At 34.2% G+C, this 21,198-nt stretch carries 19 protein-coding genes; 15 read left to right on the forward strand and 4 right to left on the reverse strand.

Annotated elements, in window-relative coordinates:
• Window positions 1-121 precede the first annotated feature (121 nt).
• Window positions 122-1,924: a T9SS type A sorting domain-containing protein gene (locus tag BMY96_RS02850; RefSeq protein WP_092848849.1), complete on the reverse strand. Its 1,803-nt coding sequence runs from the start codon at window positions 1,922-1,924 to the stop codon at window positions 122-124.
• A 115-nt stretch (window positions 1,925-2,039) separates the two neighbouring features.
• The gene (locus BMY96_RS02855; RefSeq protein ID WP_092848852.1) at window positions 2,040-3,842 is read right to left on the reverse strand and encodes a T9SS type A sorting domain-containing protein; all 1,803 of its coding nucleotides are present in this window, start codon (window positions 3,840-3,842) and stop codon (window positions 2,040-2,042) included.
• 111 nt (window positions 3,843-3,953) lie between these two features.
• On the opposite strand from BMY96_RS02855, the gene BMY96_RS02860 reads away from it, so the two are divergent.
• Window positions 3,954-5,246, forward strand: a complete 1,293-nt coding sequence (locus BMY96_RS02860) for an aminopeptidase P family protein (protein ID WP_092848855.1) — start codon at window positions 3,954-3,956, stop codon at window positions 5,244-5,246.
• A 59-nt stretch (window positions 5,247-5,305) separates the two neighbouring features.
• Here the strand turns inward: BMY96_RS02860 and BMY96_RS02865 are convergent, their stop codons facing one another.
• Window positions 5,306-6,628, reverse strand: coding sequence for an aspartate kinase (locus BMY96_RS02865; RefSeq protein ID WP_092848858.1), 1,323 nt, complete (start codon window positions 6,626-6,628; stop codon window positions 5,306-5,308).
• Between the two features lie 220 nt (window positions 6,629-6,848).
• Between BMY96_RS02865 and BMY96_RS02870 the strand changes: the two genes are divergently transcribed.
• The 4 genes from BMY96_RS02870 (at window position 6,849) to BMY96_RS02885 (ending at window position 8,979) form a co-directional block, all read left to right on the forward strand.
• Complete coding sequence (locus BMY96_RS02870; protein ID WP_092848860.1) at window positions 6,849-7,505, forward strand: hypothetical protein; 657 nt, start codon at window positions 6,849-6,851, stop codon at window positions 7,503-7,505.
• A 45-nt stretch (window positions 7,506-7,550) separates the two neighbouring features.
• Window positions 7,551-8,327, forward strand: a complete 777-nt coding sequence (locus tag BMY96_RS02875; RefSeq protein ID WP_092848862.1) for an alpha/beta fold hydrolase — start codon at window positions 7,551-7,553, stop codon at window positions 8,325-8,327.
• Between the two features lie 62 nt (window positions 8,328-8,389).
• Window positions 8,390-8,644, forward strand: coding sequence for a DUF1660 family phage protein (locus BMY96_RS02880; protein ID WP_092848864.1), 255 nt, complete (start codon window positions 8,390-8,392; stop codon window positions 8,642-8,644).
• A 74-nt stretch (window positions 8,645-8,718) separates the two neighbouring features.
• Window positions 8,719-8,979 (forward strand): DUF1660 family phage protein, encoded by a 261-nt coding sequence (locus tag BMY96_RS02885; RefSeq protein ID WP_092848866.1) that lies wholly within the window; start codon window positions 8,719-8,721, stop codon window positions 8,977-8,979.
• Here the strand turns inward: BMY96_RS02885 and thiL are convergent.
• Window positions 8,976-10,022, reverse strand: coding sequence for a thiamine-phosphate kinase (gene thiL, locus BMY96_RS02890; protein WP_092848869.1), 1,047 nt, complete (start codon window positions 10,020-10,022; stop codon window positions 8,976-8,978). The genes BMY96_RS02885 and thiL overlap by 4 nt on opposite strands.
• A 72-nt stretch (window positions 10,023-10,094) precedes the next feature.
• Here thiL and BMY96_RS02895 point away from each other — a divergent pair, with 72 nt between their 5' ends.
• The 10 genes from BMY96_RS02895 to BMY96_RS02940 all read left to right on the forward strand — a co-directional run bounded on the left by BMY96_RS02895 (window position 10,095) and on the right by BMY96_RS02940 (window position 21,162).
• Complete coding sequence (locus BMY96_RS02895; protein ID WP_245750525.1) at window positions 10,095-11,480, forward strand: choice-of-anchor B family protein; 1,386 nt, start codon at window positions 10,095-10,097, stop codon at window positions 11,478-11,480.
• Window positions 11,481-11,490: 10 nt separating this feature from the next.
• Window positions 11,491-12,855: a hypothetical protein gene (locus BMY96_RS02900; RefSeq protein WP_092848871.1), complete on the forward strand. Its 1,365-nt coding sequence runs from the start codon at window positions 11,491-11,493 to the stop codon at window positions 12,853-12,855.
• 9 nt (window positions 12,856-12,864) lie between these two features.
• Window positions 12,865-13,629 (forward strand): MbnP family protein, encoded by a 765-nt coding sequence (locus BMY96_RS02905; protein ID WP_092848873.1) that lies wholly within the window; start codon window positions 12,865-12,867, stop codon window positions 13,627-13,629.
• 5 nt (window positions 13,630-13,634) lie between these two features.
• A complete protein-coding gene (locus tag BMY96_RS02910) occupies window positions 13,635-14,681 on the forward strand; it encodes a cytochrome-c peroxidase (protein ID WP_245750526.1) in 1,047 nt (348 codons plus the stop codon).
• 538 nt (window positions 14,682-15,219) lie between these two features.
• Window positions 15,220-15,549, forward strand: coding sequence for a HesB/IscA family protein (locus BMY96_RS02915; protein WP_092848876.1), 330 nt, complete (start codon window positions 15,220-15,222; stop codon window positions 15,547-15,549).
• 15 nt (window positions 15,550-15,564) lie between these two features.
• Entirely contained in the window at window positions 15,565-17,013 is a 1,449-nt protein-coding gene (gene sufB / locus BMY96_RS02920) for a Fe-S cluster assembly protein SufB (protein ID WP_092848879.1), read from the forward strand.
• 62 nt (window positions 17,014-17,075) lie between these two features.
• The gene (locus tag BMY96_RS02925) at window positions 17,076-17,495 is read left to right on the forward strand and encodes a hypothetical protein (protein WP_092848883.1); all 420 of its coding nucleotides are present in this window, start codon (window positions 17,076-17,078) and stop codon (window positions 17,493-17,495) included.
• Between the two features lie 86 nt (window positions 17,496-17,581).
• Window positions 17,582-18,334, forward strand: a complete 753-nt coding sequence (sufC, locus tag BMY96_RS02930; protein ID WP_092848886.1) for a Fe-S cluster assembly ATPase SufC — start codon at window positions 17,582-17,584, stop codon at window positions 18,332-18,334.
• Window positions 18,335-18,469: 135 nt separating this feature from the next.
• Window positions 18,470-19,783: a Fe-S cluster assembly protein SufD gene (sufD, locus tag BMY96_RS02935; RefSeq protein WP_092848889.1), complete on the forward strand. Its 1,314-nt coding sequence runs from the start codon at window positions 18,470-18,472 to the stop codon at window positions 19,781-19,783.
• A 164-nt stretch (window positions 19,784-19,947) separates the two neighbouring features.
• Complete coding sequence (locus BMY96_RS02940) at window positions 19,948-21,162, forward strand: aminotransferase class V-fold PLP-dependent enzyme (protein WP_092848892.1); 1,215 nt, start codon at window positions 19,948-19,950, stop codon at window positions 21,160-21,162.
• Window positions 21,163-21,198: the final 36 nt, after the last annotated feature.

A 21,198-nucleotide genomic window follows, 5' to 3' on the forward strand; every position in this document is an offset into this window, starting at 1 on the left:
CTTACCTATGTAATTAATAGTTAAAATATTTTTTTATTAACGCACAAAAAACTAAACAATTTACGGCATAAAAAGAAGCTTATTATCCATAGCTTCTTTTAAAAATTTTCAATATGCCTAATCAATCGATTAAAAGCTTTTTTGTTAAAACGGTATTACCTGAATAGATATCAACAAAATACATACCTTTTGAAGCGTTTTTTAAGTTAATAGCTTTTGGCCCTGAAGAATTTTTAACAAAATTATTATAAATAAATCTACCACTAACATCGTATACAACAATTTTCTCTATATTTATTGAGCTATCATGACTTATAAACAAATTTCCATTTGTTGGATTTGGATACATTTTAACACTCGTAGATAAATTATTATCTTGAATACTTAGCGAACAATTTTTAGGCGAATCTTTAAGTATTGGTTGGCTACATATAGGTTGGCTTGTACTACTAGCTTGCACTAATGCCGCGGCTTCAATATTATCATTATTTAAAGTTCTTAGTACTTCTTCCTTTGCAATTTCAAAATGCATTAAATCATTGGTATCGATAACATGATCTATTTGTCTGCAATGCCCAAGCTCATGAAGAGCAACACTTTGAAAATCAAATTGAACGGTCGAAGGTGGATTTAAAGAAAAATTCCAATCTGCATCTCCATCGAACACGATATCAAACTCCTTAACATACCAAACTAATCTACTTACTCCATTAATAGTTTCGCTGCATGAAACGTAATAGCTTGTTCTTTGCCCAAGTACTAAATCTGGTAATTGTTCTTCAGGGTTAGAACTCTCACTACTATCAAAAGAAATTACATTTTTGTTATCGTTAATTGCTTTATGAATGGCGTTTGAATTTGTTGCTAAATTATCTTCGTCTAGTTCCCAGTTCATTTTGGTTTCACAACTCCAAGTATCTAGCGCCAATTTAAAAGCCTCCTTTACTCCTTTAGTTTGGGCTAAATGCGCAGACATTTGCCAAGTATATCCACCATTCCCATTATCATCTACTAACTGTGCAGGGTATGCTATTCCATTACTTACAATATTATTTTGAGCATAATTAATTTTTAAAGCATTATCAGTCAAATAACTACTACCATTATTTAGGGTAATTCGTAATTCACCTGTTCCTGCTTGAGATGGAACTTCGACTTCTATTTGAATATCTGTCCAAGTTAAAACCTGCGTATCTAAAGCATCGATAAAATTACCTCCGGCGTTATCGGCGTTTCTAAAGCCAACTTTACCTTTAATTGAACCAAAATCCGAACCTGTAATTGTTAAAATAGATTTAGTTCCTGCAGAAATTGTAGTTGGATAAAAATTTGCTACATCAAACAACTTAGCACTAGTTTGTTTTGGTAATTTATTTTTTATACTAAATTTTGATACTTCTACAAATTTAGTTTTAGTACTACTTTCTATTTCTTTATATAATGTACTTTCTATACCTTGCTTTGTAATTAATTGGTTTGAAGCTAAATTACTAATAAAGTCATATTTATAAAACGCTTGAGAGAGTCCATAAGGCGAAAACACGACGTTATTTGAAACATTACTAACCCCTTTTAACTTACCATTATAGTCGTGCAACGTAAAAACACCTACGTCACTTAGCTTTAAATCTAAACTAGGTGATACTATTTGTGCCTCATTATCTATAACTCCTCCTAAAGTAATAACATCTACAAATGCCTTTACTTCTCCTTTAAAAACCTTAAACACCTCTACCGTATTAACGGTATATATTTTTTCGTGATTAGCATCCCAGAAAGACTGTTTACCTATAACCTGACCTTCAACTACAAAACTAGATTTTTCAATTTGATCTTTTAAAGTTACTTTTTTTAACAAGACTTGAGCGCTTAAAGCCTTTAGGTTTACAATAATTAATAAACTAAGTAATATATACTTTTTCATTTCCTAAATTTTAAATAGTTGGTTTAAGCCCTTCGTAGAAGCACTAATGATTGTTTTTCTATTTACGATTGTTATCCGGTTTTAGACTATATTAAAATAAAAAAAACAAATACTATCACTTTAAAACCAACTTTTTAGAAACAAAACCTAAATTTACTGAATACAAATTAACAAAATAAACACCTTTAGAAACTCCTTTTAAACTTACGGGTACTAAGTTACTACTATCTATCGTTTCTATTTGACGAATTAAGCGCCCACCTAAGTCGTAAATAGTAATCTTTTTTAAATTCACAGCTGGAGACTCAATATAAAATTCATTTTCTGTAGGGTTTGGGTATATGGTAATACTATTTAACAAAGCAATATTATCTTCTACACTTAAACCACATGAACCGGAGTAATCTGTCATTAAAGGAATGGCCGGATTACCATTACAAACTTGATTTGTTGTACTTCTTAAGTGCACACTATTTCCTGCTTCGATACTATTATCATCCAAAGTTGAGTTTATAACCGCATTGAATATTTCAAAATTCATAATGTTTGAGATGTCGTTAACATGCCCTAATAAGTGCGCATGCCCCAACTCATGTAATGCTACTGTTTCAAAATCAAATTCACCATTATCTAAAGTTTCTCCTTCAAGGCCAAAATACCAGTTTGTTTCTTTATCGAAAACCATATCACTATCTACAACATAAGCAATTACACTCGACCCACAAATCCTACCGCTAAATGCTGTGTAGGTTACGCCCAATACTCCTGCTTCAAGTTCATTTCCATTATCAAACCGTATTATATGTGAATCAATATCACTAATTTCACTAGTGGTAGATTCCTCTGTATCTATAACCCAATTAACACCTGTTTCACACCTCCAACTTTCTAAAGCCTTTTCATAGGCAGCTTTAGCACCTGTATGAACCACATCCTCATAAAAATCGGCATAAAACGACCACGTATTGCCTCCTTGCCCATTATTATCATAGTGCTGAACCTCAAAAGCCTGATTTTCTCCACTAATTTGAAATACAGCATTTATTGTAGCATATTTAACAGTTAAATTATTAGTTGATGTATTACTTATACCTCCTGAATCTGTAACACGAATATTACCACTGCCAGCAAAACTTGGAACCAGAACTCTAATTTCTGAATCGGACCAAGATATAACTTCTGAATCCAAAGCATCAGTAAAAACCGCACCTCCTTCATCGGCGTCCCTAAAACCCACTTTACCTATAGCTGTACCAAAACCAGAACCCGTTATTACCAACTCCGTTTTAGTTCCAGATGTAACTGGTGTACTTGGAAAAGATATACCTGTCGGCATTAAAACACCAGCATTTTTTTGACTCTCTTTAGCCGCTTTAAAAGCTCTAACTTCTTTATAACTTGTTTTAGTAAGCTTTGTTAGGGTTTTATAAAATGTGCTTTCAATACCATTTGTTTTACCAAATACATTAGCAACCTCATTGTTATCTCTATCATATTTATAGAAACCTTGAATAGCACTATATATTTTAAACTGCTTTAATTTTGCTTCTTTTAAATTATAGTTACTATCATATAATGTAAAAACACCTAGATTTCCTTTTTTAAGATTTAAACCATGCGAAACAACAAAAGCATTTAACCCAACCGTTCCTCCTAACTCTACAACCTCTACCCGTTCTACAAATTGGCCTTTAAAAACCTTATAGACATTTACGGTATAAGCTGTGTAAATTTTTTCTTGTGCCTCGTCCCAAAAAGAACGTTGAGAAACCACTTCGCCCTCTACCACCAAGCTAGAATTATCAATTTGTTCCTTTAACGATATTTCTTTTAACGATACCTGAGCATAAACATTTGTTAAATTCATTAAAAAAATTAATGCAACAAACATTAATCTAAACGGTAAATTTTTAATCATATTTTTTTTAAATTTTGTTTAAATACGCCAAGGGATTATCAAATATAACAAATATAATTCTACTTTTTATTTATACATTTACATCAATGATAAAATTAAACTTTATTTAATATGAAATATTTACCTATAGATAAATCTCTTTTTATAACAAACAGAGCAAATTTTAAAGCTAAAATGAAACCTAATAGTTTGGCTGTTTTTAACTCCAATGATATTTATCCTATAAGTGCAGATAGTACAATGCCTTTTCAGCAACACCGCGATATTTTTTACTTAAGTGGTGTAGACCAAGAAGAAAGCATTCTTGTACTTTTTCCTAATTGCCCAAAAGAAAAACATCGTGAAATTCTATTTTTAAAAGAAACCAACGCACATATTGCCGTGTGGGAAGGTGAAAAACTAACCAAGGAAAAAGCTTATGAAACAAGCGGTATAAAAACCGTTTATTGGTTGCAAGACATGGAAAAAATCATGTTTGAATTAATGACCCAATGCGACACTGTTTATATTAACACCAACGAGCATTACCGCGCTAATGTTGAAACCGAAACCCGTGAAGACCGATTTACAAAGTGGTTGAAAAATAAATATCCTGCACATGCGGTAGCCAAAAGCAATCCTATTATGCAGCATTTACGCTCGGTTAAATCGCCTATAGAAATTGACTTAATACAAAATGCTTGTAATATTACCGAAAAAGGTTTTCGTAGAGTATTAGATTTTGTAAAACCAGGAGTTTGGGAATATGAAATTGAAGCAGAGTTTATGCATGAATTTTTACGAAATCGATCTAAAGGCTTTGCTTATACACCTATTATTGCCTCGGGCAACAATGCTAATGTTTTACACTATGTAGAAAACAACCAACAATGTAAAGCTGGCGATTTAATTTTATTTGATGTGGCTGCTGAATACGCTAACTATTCTAGTGATATGACACGAACTATACCCGTTTCTGGTCGATATACCGATAGGCAAAAATCAGTCTACAATGCTGTACTTCATATTAAAAACGAAGCGACTAAAATGCTAATACCTGGTACAGATTGGGCTACATACCATATTGAAGTTGGTAAACTAATGACTAGCGAATTACTAAGTTTAGGATTATTGGATAAGGCTGATGTGCAAAATGAAAATCCAGACTGGCCTGCATATAAAAAATACTTTATGCATGGCACGAGCCACCACATGGGGTTAGACACACACGATTACGGTATACTAACCGAACCTATGGAAGCCAATATGGTTTTTACAGTAGAACCTGGAATTTATATACCAGATGAAGGATTTGGAATTCGATTAGAAGACGATGTGGTTATCCAAAACACAGGTGAACCTATTAATTTAATGAAAAACATTCCTATAGAAATTGAAGAAATTGAATCTTTAATGAATTCTTAAAAATAAAAAAGGGTCGTTTTAAAAACGACCCTTTTATCTACAACACTAAATATTTTATTTTACAGAGTGACTAATTCAAATAAATAATCGTTTAGCTTTTGTAGCGTATTTATCTTATCATGAGAATCAATTAACAAAGAAATATTATTATTGCTCCCTCCATAAGAAATCATTCTAATTTTTACGTCTTGTAATATTTTAAACAACTTATAAGTATCTTTATGGTTTACAACAGAATTACCAACTAAACAAACTATACTTTGATTAGCATCCACTTCAATTGATGCAATTTTGTCTAGCTCTTTTAAAATTTTATCTAAATTTTTATCATCATCAATCGTTAATGAAACAGCAACCTCAGAAGTTGTAATCATATCAATAGATGTTTGGTACGTTTCAAAAATTTCAAAAACCTTTTTCAAAAAGCCATGAGCCTGTAACATTCTAGCCGATTTAATTTTAATAGCTGTAATATTATCCTTTGCAGCAATAGCTTTAATACCCTCTCCTGAAGTACTATTAGAAATTAAGGTACCGTGCGCATCTGGTTTCATAGTGTTTTTTAACCTTACTGGAATGCTATCCTTTCTAACTGGTGTTACGGTTTGAGGATGCAAAATTTTTGCTCCAAAATATGCTAACTCTGCAGCTTCCTCAAACGATAGGTTTGAAATAGCATTTGTATTATCCACGTATCTAGGGTCATTATTATGCATACCATCAATATCTGTCCATATTTGAACTTCTTCAGCCTTAAAAGCCGCACCTATAATAGTGGCAGTATAATCACTTCCACCGCGCTGTAAGTTAGAAATTTCCCCAGCGCTATCTAAACAAATAAAGCCTTGAGTAATATATATTTGAGCATCTTCTGCTGCCTTAAAAACACGATCAAATTCTGCTTTTATATAGTCGGTATCAGGTTCCTTAAAGTCATCAATACGCATAAAACTCAATGCAGGTAATAATGTAGAACTTACACCTTCTTGTTTTAAATAACTATTAAACATATAGGTAGAAAGCAATTCACCTTGTGCTAAAATTTTATTTTCTAAGGTTTCAGAAAACACCTCATTTGTGCTTTCAACCAAAAGCTCAAAAACGCTTGATACATAATTTTTAACATCGCTATTTAACGCAGCATCATTTAAAAGCTCGTCGATAGTAACAAAATACGTTTCAAGTAAACTATTTACTTTATCGATAGCTGCATTAGACTCATTATTTTTAATATCGTTAGCTATAGCTACTAATTTATTTGTTGTTCCAGACATAGCCGAAAGAACAACTATCTTTTTACTCCCGTCGTTAATTATACTTTTAACCTCGCTCATGTTTTTTACTGAGCCTACCGAAGTTCCACCAAATTTTAATACTTTCATCTGTTTATTCTATGTTTACAAAGCTTTCAGATGTAACCTTAAATGAGAAAAATAATCAAGCCGTTTTGCTTTTAGAAATTATTTTTAACCCTACCGGTTTCATTTTCAATAAATTGAGTTACAAAAATATAACTCATTTATTAAATAAAGCATTTTAAATAAAAAAAAAGTTATTTTTACACAAATTGTTAAATAATTAACATTAAAAACGTTTAATAACATGAAAACGGTATCAAATTGTGTTGAGGACATTTTAATAACACAGCCTTATTTAGAAGAAGCACTCTCTAGAAACATAATAAACTTTAGTGCGCTTGCCATTGAACTTGTAGAACCCATAAGTAAAATGTTAAAAAAGGATGTAAAATCTGGAGCTATTATGATGGCTTTAAGGCGCTACAACCCACCTGTAACTTTAGGTAATTCCATTAAAATGAAAAGAGTAATACAAAACCTAGGTGATATTACAGTACGTTCTAACCTTACCGATTTTACAGTAAAAAACTCAACCACATTAATAGATAATCACGCCAAAATTCTAGAACGTATTAATACAGAAGAAAAACTTTTTTATGCTTTTACAAGAGGTATACATGAGAGTAATATTGTAGTTTCTAGCAGCTTAAACAACTTTGTTAATCATCATTTAGCTGGCGAAACTTTTATTGCGGTACAAGAAAACCTATCGGCCATTAGTATTAATTTACCTCAAGACAACTCTAAAATAGCAGGTTTATATTATCATTTTTTTAAACGATTAGCCTGGGAAGGTATAGTCCTCTACGAAGTTTTATCAACTACAAACGAGTTTACTATTTTAGTTGAAGACGAATTTGTAGACAAAGCATTTACAGCAATTAAAAGAGTAAAATCTTAGCTTATTTATACTGTTGATTTTATCTTTGCATTAGATAAAGACCGCATGTATTTAGAACATAAAGGCATTAGAATATTTTACACAGATCATGGTCAAGGTAACACCGTAGTTTTACTTCACGGATTTTTAGAAAACGCCTCGATGTGGGAGCCATTTACACCTACAATTTCGCAAAACAATAGAGTTATTACTATAGATTTATTGGGCCACGGAAAAACCGGATGCTTAGGTTATGTGCACACCATGGAACTCATGGCCGAAGCCGTACAAGCAGTTGTAACACATTTAAAGGTATCACGATTTTATATTGTAGGACATTCAATGGGTGGATATGTATCACTCGCTTTTGCGGAAAAAAATCCAGCCGCATTAAAAGGTTTGTGTCTAATGAATTCGACACCAAACGAAGACACACCCGAAAAGAAAAACAATAGAGATCGAGCCATAAAAACCGTTAAGCAAAACCATAACACTTTTATACAATTAGCAATAGGCAACTTATTTAGCCCTAAAAACAGAATTACATTTGCCGATAATATTAAAACTTTAATTCTAGAGGCACAACAAACACCAATTCAAGGTATTGTTGCTGCATTAGAAGGTATGAAAATACGAAAAGACCGCACCTCTGTTTTCCACTCGGCACCATATAAGACTATGCTTATAATTAGCAAAAAAGACCCCATTTTAAATTACGAAATGCTTCTTAATCAAACCAAAAACACTAAAGTGAGCATTGTAGAATTTAACGACGGACACATGAGTCATATTGAAAATAAAGAAGATTTTTCACACGAATTAATGCATTTCATCGAATTTTAAATACTTTTTATCGACCAATTGAATGATTTGTATTAAATTTAGACAACCCAAATTAACAAATCATGAAAAAACCTAACCAATTACCTAAAATGTACTGCAACCTTTTTGGCCATGATTATCAAGTTACTAAGCGAGTAACTTACCATGTAAAGGAGTACACTTGTAGACATTGCAAAACACAACTTACCACAAATAGCAATGGCAGTTTAACCAAGCTTACACCTAAATTTAAGGAAATTAACGCTATTCTTGAAAGAATTCACAACTCTAGAACGCAACGTTTAAAGAATAAAAATCTCTCTTCGTCGATTTATTAAATACTAATTATTTTAATATACTGATTTTTAATACTTTTAAAACGGTCCTTAAAATTAATTAATATGAAAATAAAATGAAGAGCATCCAATGCAAGGTGTTTGGGCATGACTTTAAAATATCTAGACACGTTACTTACCATGTAAAAGAATACGCTTGTAAAAATTGTAAAACAGAACTTACCACAAGCGGAAACGGCGAATTAGTAGAATTAACTCCTAAATTTAGAGAAATAAACGACGTTTTAGAGCGCATACATCACAAACGCATTCTAAGAAAAAACGCCCCTCTAAACCAAGAACTGGATAAAACCCAAGCAAAACTGCGTATTGCTTAATCGTTAAAACCCTTCCAACCTTGTGCTTTTATAGGAATTCTTGTGTCCGCTCGCGTTACAAGATGTAAACCTTCGCGCGCTTCTTTTACAAAGCCAATAACCGTTAAGTTAGGATTAGCCTTAATTTTCGGGAAATCGTCTTGCGAAATAGTAAAAAGCAACTCATAATCCTCACCTCCATTTAAAGCAACCGTTGTGCTATCTATATTAAATTCTTCGCAAGTTGAAATAACTTGAGGATCTAATGGAATTTTTTCTTCATATAAATCGCATCCAACTTCGCTTTGTTTACAAATATGAATAATTTCAGAAGACAAACCATCACTAACATCAATCATAGATGTGGGCTTTACATCCAAATCCCTTAGTAATTTAATAATATCTTGTCTTGCTTCTGGCTTTAGCTGTCTTTCAACAATGTACGAGTACATTTCTAAATCTGGCTGGCTATTAGGATTCACTTTAAAAACTTCCTTTTCGCGCTCTAACACTTGAAGCCCCATATAAGCAGCTCCAAAATCTCCCGACACAACAATTAAGTCGTTTGGCTTTGCACCGCTTCTATAAACTTCCCGATCGTTTTCCACAGTACCAATAGCGGTAACCGAAATTAACAAGCCTTTATTAGACGAGGTCGTATCTCCACCAATTAAATCTACATTATATAAAGCCGATGCCGCCTCTATTCCGGCGTACAAATCTTCTAAGGCTTCCAAGGGAAACCTATTAGAAACCGCAATAGATACGGTAACTTGAGTAGCCGTAGCATTCATTGCATAAACATCAGACAAATTTACCATTACCGCCTTGTATCCCAAGTGTTTTAAAGGCACGTAGCTTAAATCGAAATGCACGCCTTCAACCAATAAATCTGTGGTAACAACTACTTTTTTATCGTCAAATTTTAGCACCGCAGCATCATCCCCAATACCCTTAACAGTAGAGGTTTGCTTAATTTCAAAATGTTTAGTTAAGTGGTCTATTAATCCAAATTCACCAAGATCACTTAACTGCGTTCGTTGCTGGTTTTTATCTTCTATCATAATGCAAAAATAAGAAGCTATATTTGTTTTTACTATCTTTAATAATTATTTAGCATTTTAATACAATTATAAATGACTTTTTCACGCCCATTTTCCTACCTAATACTTGCATGCGTTATAGTTTTTAATATACAATCTTGTAATGATGAGCCCTACGAAATAATTCCTGTAGTAGATAGCGATAGCGATGGCATTTTAGATGATTTTGATAATTGCCCATTTATAAGCAACCCAAACCAATTAGATGATGATAAAGATGGTATTGGAAATCTTTGCGATGATGATTTTATTAATACTGAAAATACACCACTAGCTATTTGCAAAAACGGTTTTGCCGATATTTACCCCTGTAACGATTACGATTTAATGGCAAACATACCATTAACCATTTTTGGTGCTACAGCAGGCAATGATTGTTGGGGTTGGACAGACACCACAACCGGAAAAGAATATGCGTTAATGGCAACATCGCACAACACGGCATTTATTGATATTACCGAACCTACCGCGCCCATTTACTTAGGAAATCTTCCAACAGCGACCTCTAGTAGCCCTTGGCGAGACGTTAAAGTGTATAAAGACCACGCATTTGTAGTTGCCGATTGCAGCCTAGGAAACGACCCTAATTGTAACGACAACCATGGTATGCAGGTATTTGATTTAACACGATTGCGTAACGTACCTAACCCTCCAGAAACTTTTACGGCAGATACACATTTTACCGAGTTTGGCAAAGCGCATAACATTGTAATTAACGAAGATTCTGGCTATGCTTATATTGTTGGCGCCAACCGAAGCTCAACATACCTTGGAGGCCCGATTTTTATAAACATTCAAGACCCTAAAAATCCAGTTGCCGAAGGTGGATTTAGCGAAGGCGGCTACTCCCATGATGCCCAAGTTGTCACATATAATGGACCAGATAGTGATTATAGCGGTAAAGAAATTTTAATTGGCAGTAATGAAAACGAGGTGGTTATTGCAGATGTTACAGATAAAGCAAATCCAACCATTATTTCAACTATAAGTTATGCTAACGTGTGGTACGCACACCAAGGTTGGTTTACTCAAGACATGAAATATTTTATTTTAGGCGACGAGTTAGACGAAGCTAGAGCCGGAAACAACACAAGAACCGTTGTTTTCGATTTTACAGATTTAGATAATCCTGCATTTCATTTTGATTATTATGGCGAAAGCGCTGCAATAGATCATAATGGTTATGTAAAAAATGACACCTATTATTTTGCCAGCTACCGTGCCGGAGTGCGAATGCTAAACATTTCTAACATAGGAAATAGCAGTTTTACAGAAGTTGGATATTTTGACACCTACCCAACTAACAACGGTACCGAGTTTAATGGCGCATGGAGTATTTATCCATATTTTTCTAGCGGAAACATAATAGTAAGCGATTTAGATAGAGGCTTATTTATTATAAGAAAAAGTGGTTCATAGAGGTCTTAATATGTCTATTTTCATAAAGTCATACCAAAATTTAATAGGCGTTCTCGCCATAGCCTTGTTATGCTTTAATTGTTCTAAAACAGAAGAATCTTCAAAAACTATAACCGAATCTGTTACCATTAATTTTGTAAAATCCCTAGGCGGATCCAAAAACGAAAGCGCTCAAGCTATTACCAAAACTTTAGATGGTGGTTATGCTATATTAGGATACACACAAAGTTTAGATGGCGATATTACCAATAAAACCAACGAGTCTTTTGATTACTGGATCCTAAAATACGACCAAAACAGTAACCTAGAGTGGCAAAAAACTTATGGCGGAACTGATGATGACAGAGGTAACGACATAATTCAAACCTCAGATGGCGGGTATGCCATAATTGGATTTAGCAAAAGTAACGATGGCGATATTACAAGTAACCAAGGTGCTCAGGACTTTTGGGTATTAAAACTAACAGCTTCTGGTACTATTTTATGGCAAAAAAATTATGGTTTTTTAGGGGCCGATATAGGCAACACCATAATCCAAACCAACGATGGCGGCTTCTTACTAACGGGAGTTTTAGATGTTTCGGCGTCTAACGGACAGGGAAATAGCAAAAACGCGAATGCAAAACATTCAAAAACAGCACATGCTGGAGGCGATTACTGGGCCATTAAAATAAATGCTTTAGGAGCTATCCAATGGCGCAACTATTACGGAGGCTCTTTTACCGATACACCATATGATGCCATTCAAACCGAAGATAATGGGTTTTTACTTGTAGGCTCGTCCGATAGCAGCGATGTGGATATTAAGGGTAATTTAGGTACCTACGATTTTTGGGTGGTAAAACTATCTGAAACCGGAGCTCTTGTTTGGGAGAAATCGTTTGGTGGCTCGCAAACCGATGAAGCTAGAAGCATTGCTAAATCTAGCGATGGCAACTATATTATTGTTGGTAATACTAGAAGTAGTGATAACGACGTTTCTATTAACAATGGTGCTGCAGATTTATGGGCTATTAAAATAACACCTACAGGAAACCTTATTTGGGAGAAATCTTTTGGTGGCTCTAGTTTTGATGTCGCACTTTCTATTTCTAAAACAGTAGATAACCACTTTATAATAGCGGGAAACTCCCGAAGTTTAGATAGCAATTTAACCAAAAATTACGGACAAAATGACGCATGGATTTTAAAAATAGATACTAACGGAAATCTTTTATGGCAAAACACCATAGGAGGATCAGAAATTGACTTTGCCTACGACGCTGTCGAGCTAAACAACAAAAGCATCATAGTTGTTGGAGACACTAGTAGTGCTAATTTTGATCTTTCAGCTAACAATGGATTTTCAGATTTACTCATATTCAAATTAAATTAAATACATAAAATGAAAAGAATCTCCCTTTTACTTCTTATTTTATTAACGCTATCCTTGGCATGTAGCAATAATGATAAAGTAGATTTAACCAATGTTACGTTCAATTTTAATCATAATTGGGATGGCACTAAGGTTACAAACGCCGATTTCAATACTTTAAAATTCACTAATGCGTACGGCAATCAAATGAGCATAGAACGTTTACGCTACCTTATTTCAAGAATAGTATTTCAAAAAAGTAATGGTAAAACTATTGTTTTAGAAGGCTACAACCTAGTTGATGTTACAAATAATGAAACCCTATCTTTTATGCCTTCAACCTTTGTTACAACAGGCGAATACAGCAATATTTCATTTACTTTTGGGTTTAATAATGAAGCCAATACAAACAACTATGCCGACTTAAATACAGCATCATGGAATGTACCAGACATGCTTGGTGGCGGTTACCATTATATGCAACTGGATGGTAAATTTTTAAACGATGCCAATGAAGAACAAGGCTATAACTACCATGCTATTCGGGCAGTTGATACCCCAGGAGAAACCCCAAGTTTCCCTCAAGACACATTTATAGTTGTTAACCTTGGTCCAACCACAATAACCGATAATGCCACTTTTAATATTGAAATGAATATTGCCGAGTGGTTTAAAACACCAAACACTTGGAATTTAAATGAATTAAACCAAACACTTATGCCAAATTCGGCAGCACAAATAATGATGTATGAAAACGGACAAAATGTATTTAGTTTAGAATCTGTAAATCAATAACTTAATTGAACAAATGGTTGTACCATATCGCGCTTGCTTTCCTGTTTTGTTTTTCTTGCGAAAATGAGCCAGTAGAACAATACGTGGCAACTCCAAGCCCTTTACAAATTCCAAAACTATTTTCAGACAATATAATTGCACCAATAATCCCCATTAACAATCCACAAACCCAAGAAGGCATTGCATTAGGGAAAAAATTATTTTTCGATCCCATTTTATCTGGAAATAACACCCAAGCCTGCGCAGACTGTCATGCTCCAGAAAATGCATTTACAGATTCGGCTAAATTTAGCGAAGGCATAAACGGCAATTTAGGCACCAGAAATTCCATGCCTCTATTTAACCTAGCTTGGAATTACGATGAAAAATTCTTTTGGGATGGCAATACTTTTAGTTTAGAACACCAGGTATTTGTTCCTGTTTCAGACCCAACCGAAATGAATAGCAACTGGAAAGATGTCGTACTAAAACTACAACAACACAGCGAATACCCAAACTTATTTAAAAATGCTTTTGGCACAAATAATATCGATTCAACTTTAATATCAAAAGCCATTGCACAGTTTGAACGCACCTTAATTTCTGCCAACTCTAAATTTGACCAATATCTTTTAGGTGAAACCAAATTAACGCCCAATGAACTAAACGGTTTTAATGTTTTTATGGACGAAACCAAAGGCGATTGTTTCCACTGTCATGGTAGCGACAAAAACCCACTCTGGACAGACCATGCATTTCATAACAATGGTCTAGACAACGCTTTTACAGATCTAGGTTTAGGTGCCGTAACAGGAGATCCAGCCGACAACGGAAAATTTAAATCCCCCTCGCTTAGAAACCTTGCCTTTACCGCGCCATATATGCATGATGGCCGATTTGCAACACTAGACGACGTTATAAACCATTACAGCCAAGGACTAAAAAACTCTGCAACTGTAGACCCTTTAATGAAAAAACTAAACCAAGGCGGTGTTCAATTATCTGATAACGACAAAGCCGATTTAAAAGCTTTTCTACTAACACTTTCGGATTATGAATTTATAAGCAATTAAGTCTAAAAATAGGTATTAGATTACATTTAAAATGCATTTCATCGAAAAAATAGTTTATTTCAACTGAAAATAGTCGTTTTTTAGTACTTTTACAGTCCCCAAATCTGTCATTGTTATGAACACAACTACTTTAAATGCGTTTTGTATTGCCTATGGACACAATTACTTCAGGCTTCACAAAGCCAACGAAAATACACCAGAACTTGTATGTAAGTCTTGTCGTGGTTATTTTAAATTTGAAAACAACGGCATAATAACACCCTTTTACAATTCAGAAAAGAGTGTCTTTACAGTTAATTTTCTTCACAAAAAAACGGCTTAATCCGTTAATTTTATTTTCATAATTAACCTATTATTAAGTACGAATGCAATAATAATTCGCGCTCTTATTACTTGATAAGTAAAACCTATTAAACTATATACTAATATAATGTTAGGTTATTCGATTTTCAGGGACTTATATTGTATATTTGTGCTCTATTTAGAAACTGTCTTAATTTATGCATTAATACACATCTAAATTTAATAATAAAACAATATGATAAAAGTCTCTGAAACAGCAAAAAAGAAAGTGGTTGAGCTTATGGCCGATGATGGTTATGATGCAACTGTTGACTATGTACGTGTTGGAGTAAAAAGTGGAGGTTGCTCTGGATTATCTTACGATTTAAAGTTTGACAAAGAACAACATGAAGGCGATAAAGTTTTTGAAGATAACAACATCAAAATCATAGTTGACAAAAAAAGCTTTTTATACCTAATAGGTACAACATTAGAATATTCTGGAGGGTTAAACGGAACAGGTTTCGTTTTTAACAACCCTAACGCCAACCGTACTTGTGGATGTGGCGAATCATTTTCATTATAAAATAAGAAAAGTAATATGTCGAAGTATACCGAGGATGACTTACGCGAAGAATTAAAAACCAAAGAATATGAATACGGGTTTTATACGGATATAGAATCTGATACATTTCCTAACGGTTTAAATGAAGATATCGTTCGTGCTATTTCTAAAAAGAAAGAAGAACCAGAATGGATGACCGAATGGCGTCTAGAAGCCTTTAAAGCCTGGAAAGAAATGATTGAGCCAGAATGGGCCAATGTACATTATAAAAAACCAGACTTTCAAGGTATTTCTTACTATTCTGCACCCAACAGCAAACCAAAATACGATAGTTTAGATGAGGTAGACCCTGAGCTTTTAGCAACTTTTGCTAAATTAGGTATCTCTATAGACGAGCAAAAAAAATTGGCTAATGTAGCTATGGATGTTGTTGTAGATTCGGTTTCGGTTGCAACAACATTTAAGAAAACATTAGGTGAAAAAGGTATTATTTTTATGAGTATTTCGGAGGCTATTAAAGAGCACCCAGAACTTGTAAAAAAATATTTAGGTACCGTTGTGCCACAAAAAGACAATTTCTACGCGGCTTTAAACTCGGCTGTGTTTAGCGATGGATCTTTCTGCTACATCCCTAAAGGTGTACGTTGCCCTATGGAACTATCAACTTACTTCCGTATTAATCAAGCAGGAACAGGACAGTTTGAAAGAACTTTAGTAATTGCAGACGAAGGTAGCTACGTAAGTTACCTAGAAGGCTGTACAGCACCAAGTCGTGACGAGAACCAATTACACGCTGCAGTAGTAGAGTTAATTGCTTTGGATGATGCCGAAATTAAATACTCGACCGTGCAAAACTGGTTCCCAGGAAATGCCGAAGGTAAAGGTGGTGTTTACAATTTTGTAACCAAAAGAGGCTTGTGTGAAAAGAACGCTAAAATCTCATGGACACAAGTTGAAACGGGTTCTGCAGTAACCTGGAAATATCCATCATGTATATTAAAAGGAGATAACTCGGTAGGTGAATTTTACTCAATAGCAGTAACAAACAACTACCAACAAGCCGATACTGGTACAAAAATGGTACACTTAGGAAAAAACACGAAGTCTACCATTATATCAAAAGGAATTTCAGCTGGAAAATCCCAAAACAGTTACCGTGGTTTAGTTCAAATAAACTCTAGAGCCGAAAACGCACGTAACTTTTCGCAATGCGATAGTTTACTAATGGGTAACGAATGTGGCGCACACACGTTCCCGTACATTGAAGCTAAAAATAAAACAGCAAAAATAGAACACGAAGCAACAACAAGTAAAATTGGTGAAGACCAAATATTTTACTGTAACCAACGTGGTATCGATACAGAAAAAGCCATTGCATTAATTGTAAACGGTTTTAGTAAAGAGGTATTAAATAAATTACCAATGGAGTTTGCCGTTGAGGCTCAAAAATTATTAGAAATTAGTTTAGAAGGCAGTGTTGGATAAAACTTTTTGACCTTTCTGCCCAGGTAGAAATGGCATCCGTTTAACTGAAAACATGAATAAACATGAAAAGCGTATTATTAATTTTATTAGCATCTTTTACGGTTTTAACAAGCTGTAAAAACGATTCGAAATCGGAAAACCAAAACACTAGTAATTCTTCATCTGAAGAAAAAACAGTAAAACAAAATGACGGACTCACACATTTAAAAGGTGAGTTTGTGTATTACGATGGTGCTGCGGTTTTACAAACACACGCTAATATTTACGGTGTATTAATTACAGATAAGCTCAAGGAGTTAGACAAACAAGCCCAACAGTATAAAAGCGAACCAACAGATATGGTTTTAGTTGAAATACGCGGAAAAATAACAAACCAAAAAGACGAAAAAATTCTTTGGGAAAACAAAGTTGAAGTTATGGAAATCCTAAACGTAAAACCAACACCTAAAGAAGATAATAAAGTTATAAAATTAGAAAACTAACTGGAATAAAAAACAAACTACAAACTCTAAACCCATAGCAGAAGTAATCACTTGGGATTTTGAATTTGGAATTTTAAATATAAAGTATGTTAAAAATAAATAATTTACACGCAAGCATTGAAGATAAAAGCATCTTAAAAGGTATTAATCTTGAGGTTAAAGCAGGTGAAGTACACGCTATAATGGGACCTAACGGTTCTGGTAAAAGTACACTGGCCTCTGTAATTGCTGGTAAGGAAGAATACGAAGTTACCGATGGTAACATTATTTTTGAAGGTGAAGATATCGAAGAATTAGCAGCCGAAGAACGCGCACACAAAGGTGTGTTTTTATCGTTTCAATATCCAGTAGAAATTCCTGGAGTGTCTGTTACTAACTTCATGAAAACAGCTATAAACGAAACACGTAAAGCAAAAGGTTTAGAGGATATGCCTGCAAAAGACATGCTTAAAATGATTCGTGAAAAATCTGAATTACTAGAAATAGATAGAAAGTTCTTATCACGTTCGTTAAACGAAGGATTTTCTGGAGGAGAAAAGAAACGTAACGAGATTTTTCAAATGGCTATGCTAGAACCTAAATTAGCGATTCTTGACGAAACCGATTCTGGATTAGATATCGACGCCCTTCGTATTGTAGCTAATGGTGTAAATAAATTAAAAAGCAAAGATAACGCTGTTGTAGTCATTACGCACTACCAACGTTTGTTAGACTATATCGTTCCTGATTATGTACACGTACTTTATAATGGTCGTATAGTAAAATCTGGTGGTAAAGAACTAGCGCACGAATTAGAAGAAAAAGGTTACGACTGGATTAAAGAAGAAGTAAACGCGTAAATAGTTGCAGTATTCAGTGGTAGTTTGCAGTGGCTTACTCAAAACTGATTACTAAAAATTTTAAAAGAAAGTAAACAGTCAAAATCAAAGTTTTAATTTATCGAAAACGGAGACTGAGACTGAAAACTGAAAACAATGGATTTAAAAGAAAAATTAGTATCGTCATTTTTAGCATTAGAAAACAAAGTTGATATAGACAGCTATGTGCACGATGTTAGAACTGATGCTATAAAAATATTTGAAGACCAAGGTTTCCCTTCTAAAAAAGAAGAAGCTTGGAAATACACCTCTTTAAATAGTATATTAAAAGAAGACTACAGTGTTTTCCCTAAACAAGAAAACGCATTAGAATTTAAGGATATTAAAAAGTACTTTATCCATGATATAGATACTTACAAAATTGTTTTTATAGACGGTAAATATGCTTCGCATTTGTCGCAAACTACACACGATGGTATCGATGTATGTTTAATGTCTGCGGCATTAAGCAAACCAAAATACCAATTGGTTATTAAAAATTATTTTAATAAAGCAGCCGAAAAAGACAGTTTAACCTCTTTAAACACAGCCTTTTCTTGCGAGGGTGCTTACATCCATATTCCTAAAAATAAAATAGTAGAAAAACCTATACAAATTCTACATTTTTCAACAGGAAACGAGTCTGCAACCATGTTACAACCACGTAATTTAGTTGTAGTTGGCGAGAATGCCCATGTGCAAATAATAGAGCGTCACCAAAGTTTAACAGAAAATCCTGTACTAACAAATAGTGTCACCGAGATTTTTGCTAGCAAACGTGCCATTGTCGATTTTTACAAAATCCAAAACGACAACGAAAACGCAACGCTAATAGACCACACTTTTGTAAAACAAAGTAGAGAAAGTTTTGCTTCTGTGCATACGTTTTCTTTTGGTGGTAAATTAATACGTAACAATTTAAACTTCTATCAAGAAGGTGAGCGTATCGATTCTACCCTAAAAGGGATTACCATAATTGGTAACAAACAACATGTAGACCACAACACTTTAGTACACCATATAGAGCCTAATTGCGAAAGTCACCAAGATTATAAAGGTATTTTCGATGGTAAATCTACAGGCGTATTTAACGGAAAAGTATTAGTAAATAAAGAAGCACAAAAAACTAACGCATTTCAAGCCAACAATAATATTTTAATAAGCGATAAAGCCTCCATAAACACTAAACCGCAATTAGAAATTTTTGCAGACGATGTTAAGTGTTCTCACGGGTGTACAATTGGGCAACTAGACGAAAGCGCTATGTTTTACATGCAAGCTAGAGGTATTCCAGAAAAAGAAGCCAAAGCCCTTTTAATGTTTGCTTTTAGTAATAACGTACTAAGCTCTGTTAAAATACCAGAATTAAAGCAACGTATTACCAAAATTATCGCCAGCAAATTAGGCGTAAATATTGGTTTCGATTTATAGCATATTTTAGCATTCCCTCTTTCGAGGGAATCTCTATATGTTAATTATAAAATTTTTATTTTGAAGCTAATCCCGCTTTCGGCAAAAGTTTATCCAGAGCGCAGTCGAAGGACTATATGTGAGGAGCTCCAACAAATGCCTCAATCGGGGCTAAACCACCCGCCATGTTTAATGTAGAAGACATACGAAAAGACTTCCCGATACTTTCTAGAAAAGTAAACGGTAAACCTTTAGTGTATTTTGATAATGCAGCCACATCGCAAACCCCACAACAAGTTATCGATGTTATTGTAGATTATTACTCAAACTACAATGCAAACATACACCGTGGTGTACATACCTTAAGTCAAGAAGCAACAGATTTATACGAACAAGCACGCCATAAAATACAAGCACATTTTAATGCTAAGTTTGCGCACGAAATCATTTTTACATCGGGAACTACACATAGTATTAATTTGGTAGCCAATGGATTTTCGTCGTTATTAAAAAAAGGAGACGAAATTATTGTTTCTGCCTTAGAGCACCACAGTAATATTGTGCCTTGGCAAATGCTATGTGAACGTACAGGCGCTAGTTTAAAGGTCATTCCTATGAATGCCGAAGGCGAACTAGTCATATCAGAATTCGATGCATTACTGTCCAAAAACACTAAACTTGTATTTGTAAATCACATTTCAAATGCATTGGGCACCATAAATCCTATAGAATATATCATCGAAAAAGCGCATCAAGTTGGTGCTGCAGTTTTAATTGATGGCGCACAATCGGCACCACATATAAAACCAGATGTACAGGCTTTAAATGTCGATTTTTATGTAACATCGGCGCATAAAACCTGTGGACCAACAGGTGTTGGTATGCTTTACGGTAAAGAAGAATGGCTAAATAAATTACCGCCTTATCAAGGTGGTGGCGAAATGATAGACGAAGTAACATTCCAAAAAACCACATACGCCGCTTTGCCGCATAAATTCGAAGCCGGAACACCAAACATATGTGGTGGTATAGCTTTTGGCGCAGCGTTAGATTATATGAACAGCGTAGGCTTTAAAGCCATTGCTAATTACGAACATGAACTTTTAGAATACGCCACAAAAAAACTTTTAGAAATAGAAGGTTTAAAAATTTACGGCACTTCAAAACAAAAAACCTCTGTTATATCTTTTAATCTAGAAGGCATACATCCTTACGATGTTGGTACCATTTTAGATAAACTAGGTATTGCGGTAAGAACGGGACACCATTGCGCCCAACCCATCATGGATTTTTACAAAATTCCAGGAACCGTTAGAGCATCTTTTGCATTTTACAACACTAAGGCCGAAATAGATACTTTGGTTGAAGGTGTAAAAAAAGCAAAAATGATGTTATCCTAACAGCTTTGGCTTATTTTTTGTACTATTTTTCAAATA

Origin of the sequence: Algibacter pectinivorans (genome assembly GCF_900112595.1) — a bacterium.
Taxonomy (GTDB): domain Bacteria; phylum Bacteroidota; class Bacteroidia; order Flavobacteriales; family Flavobacteriaceae; genus Algibacter_B; species Algibacter_B pectinivorans.

Coding starts and splice junctions, on each gene's coding strand:
- BMY96_RS02850 (WP_092848849.1), bottom strand. CDS start 1,924: ATGAAAAAGTATATATTACTTAGTTTATTAATTATTGTAAACCTAAAG.
- BMY96_RS02855 (WP_092848852.1), bottom strand. CDS start 3,842: ATGATTAAAAATTTACCGTTTAGATTAATGTTTGTTGCATTAATTTTT.
- BMY96_RS02860 (WP_092848855.1), top strand. CDS start 3,954: ATGAAATATTTACCTATAGATAAATCTCTTTTTATAACAAACAGAGCA.
- BMY96_RS02865 (WP_092848858.1), bottom strand. CDS start 6,628: ATGAAAGTATTAAAATTTGGTGGAACTTCGGTAGGCTCAGTAAAAAAC.
- BMY96_RS02870 (WP_092848860.1), top strand. CDS start 6,849: ATGAAAACGGTATCAAATTGTGTTGAGGACATTTTAATAACACAGCCT.
- BMY96_RS02875 (WP_092848862.1), top strand. CDS start 7,551: ATGTATTTAGAACATAAAGGCATTAGAATATTTTACACAGATCATGGT.
- BMY96_RS02880 (WP_092848864.1), top strand. CDS start 8,390: ATGAAAAAACCTAACCAATTACCTAAAATGTACTGCAACCTTTTTGGC.
- BMY96_RS02885 (WP_092848866.1), top strand. CDS start 8,719: ATGAAGAGCATCCAATGCAAGGTGTTTGGGCATGACTTTAAAATATCT.
- thiL (WP_092848869.1), bottom strand. CDS start 10,022: ATGATAGAAGATAAAAACCAGCAACGAACGCAGTTAAGTGATCTTGGT.
- BMY96_RS02895 (WP_245750525.1), top strand. CDS start 10,095: ATGACTTTTTCACGCCCATTTTCCTACCTAATACTTGCATGCGTTATA.
- BMY96_RS02900 (WP_092848871.1), top strand. CDS start 11,491: ATGTCTATTTTCATAAAGTCATACCAAAATTTAATAGGCGTTCTCGCC.
- BMY96_RS02905 (WP_092848873.1), top strand. CDS start 12,865: ATGAAAAGAATCTCCCTTTTACTTCTTATTTTATTAACGCTATCCTTG.
- BMY96_RS02915 (WP_092848876.1), top strand. CDS start 15,220: ATGATAAAAGTCTCTGAAACAGCAAAAAAGAAAGTGGTTGAGCTTATG.
- sufB (WP_092848879.1), top strand. CDS start 15,565: ATGTCGAAGTATACCGAGGATGACTTACGCGAAGAATTAAAAACCAAA.
- BMY96_RS02925 (WP_092848883.1), top strand. CDS start 17,076: ATGAAAAGCGTATTATTAATTTTATTAGCATCTTTTACGGTTTTAACA.
- sufC (WP_092848886.1), top strand. CDS start 17,582: ATGTTAAAAATAAATAATTTACACGCAAGCATTGAAGATAAAAGCATC.
- sufD (WP_092848889.1), top strand. CDS start 18,470: ATGGATTTAAAAGAAAAATTAGTATCGTCATTTTTAGCATTAGAAAAC.
- BMY96_RS02940 (WP_092848892.1), top strand. CDS start 19,948: ATGTTTAATGTAGAAGACATACGAAAAGACTTCCCGATACTTTCTAGA.